This window comes from Paraburkholderia sp. XV, from assembly GCF_020177535.1.
Classification (GTDB): domain Bacteria; phylum Pseudomonadota; class Gammaproteobacteria; order Burkholderiales; family Burkholderiaceae; genus Paraburkholderia; species Paraburkholderia caribensis.
The window spans coordinates 1-1,394 of record NZ_JAGUUD010000261.1; the positions used below are offsets into that span (position 1 = coordinate 1).

Here is a 1,394-nt window from a genome sequence, read left to right on the forward strand (position 1 = left end):
TGAAGCCATTGCAGATGTTGTCGATGGACAGCGTCATCGTCAGCAGCGGCAGCGTCATGCCGAACATCGTCATCGGCATTTTCGCGAGGCCCCAGTCCTTTGCGATCGGACCGATTTGCGCCGTCGCCATCAGGCCGCCTGCCGCGACCGCGACAAACGCTGCGTAGATCACCCAGAACACGGGCGTCCTGATCATCTGCCCCGGCGTGTAGTCGACCTTGCTGACCGCGAACTTGCGCTTGACGTTCGATGCAGCGCGCGTCGACGGCTTGTGCAGCAGCAGCGCCAGCACGAAGATCGCCACGCCTTGCAGGATGCCGAAGAACAGGAACGTGTGCTCGTAACCGGAGCGCGTAATCATGTTGGCGATCGGAATTACCGTGACGGCCGCGCCTGCGCCGAAGCCTGCTGCCGTCAAGCCCGCCGCGAGACCGCGCTTGTCCGGAAACCACTTCAGCGCATTGCCGACGCAGGTGCCGTACACGCCACCCGCGCCGATGCCCGCGACGACGGAGCCGATATACAGCTCGGGCAGCGTCGTCGCATGCGCGAACAGCATCCACGCTAGGCCCGCGCAAATCGCGCCGCCCGCGACGACAGGACGTGGACCGAAACGGTCGACGAGCCATCCTTCGACAGGTACGAGCCACGTCTCCGTGACGATGAAGATCGAGAACGCAAGCTGAATCGATGCTTCGCCCCAGTGGTGCCGCGCGTTCATCGGCGCGACGAAGAGCGTCCATGCATATTGAAGGTTGGCAACCAGTGCCATGCACAGCATGCCAATCACCAATTGACACCAACGGTTCGAAAATAGACCGCTTCCCGTCGCCTGTCGGGTGTTTCCATTCATGAGCATCGTCTCCGCATTTCTAATGTTTTCGATGCAAGCCGCGCAATCCGTGATCGCGCTGCCCGCATCCGCCTTGCTGTTTTCTTCTACCCGGCGCTGGGGACTTTCGACAGACCTGTGTAGTTAACCATTCAAACAGGCTTCAGTCTTTACATTTTTATTCCAGCGGCCTGCGGATTTTCCCCAATGCAATGCGCTTAAACACCGCCATTGCACGCGTTAACCCTTAAAGCAGGACGCATCCGGGCAACCCATCGTAAGAGCGCACAGGGGATTGGGAATAATTAAAGAAAGTTATCGAATGCATTCGCGATCCTTTATGGATGCGACGGCACGGGGCGCGCAGAGGAGCTCGCCGGTTGGCAATGAGGGAAGATGCGGACATCCGGGAACGGATGTCCGCGATAGCTCAGAGCGTAGCGACTGCCTTCAATCGAGAAAGTCGCAATTGGCCTCGATGAAGGCCGCGAGGTCGAGCGAGTGCTGGCGCACGAGACGCTCGGCGAGTTCGGTGTCGCGCTTCTCCAGTGCCTCGATGATG

Annotated in this window: 1 protein-coding gene and 1 pseudogene; both read right to left on the reverse strand. The window is 59.7% G+C overall.

Annotated features, from left to right (window positions below):
* A partial coding sequence (gene oxlT / locus KFO72_RS41815) for an oxalate/formate MFS antiporter (RefSeq protein WP_225034552.1) occupies positions 1-853 on the reverse strand: 853 nt, incomplete at its 3' end.
* Between the two features lie 429 nt (positions 854-1,282).
* Positions 1,283-1,394 (reverse strand): annotated as a pseudogene (locus tag KFO72_RS41820) (GntR family transcriptional regulator); the annotation flags it as partial.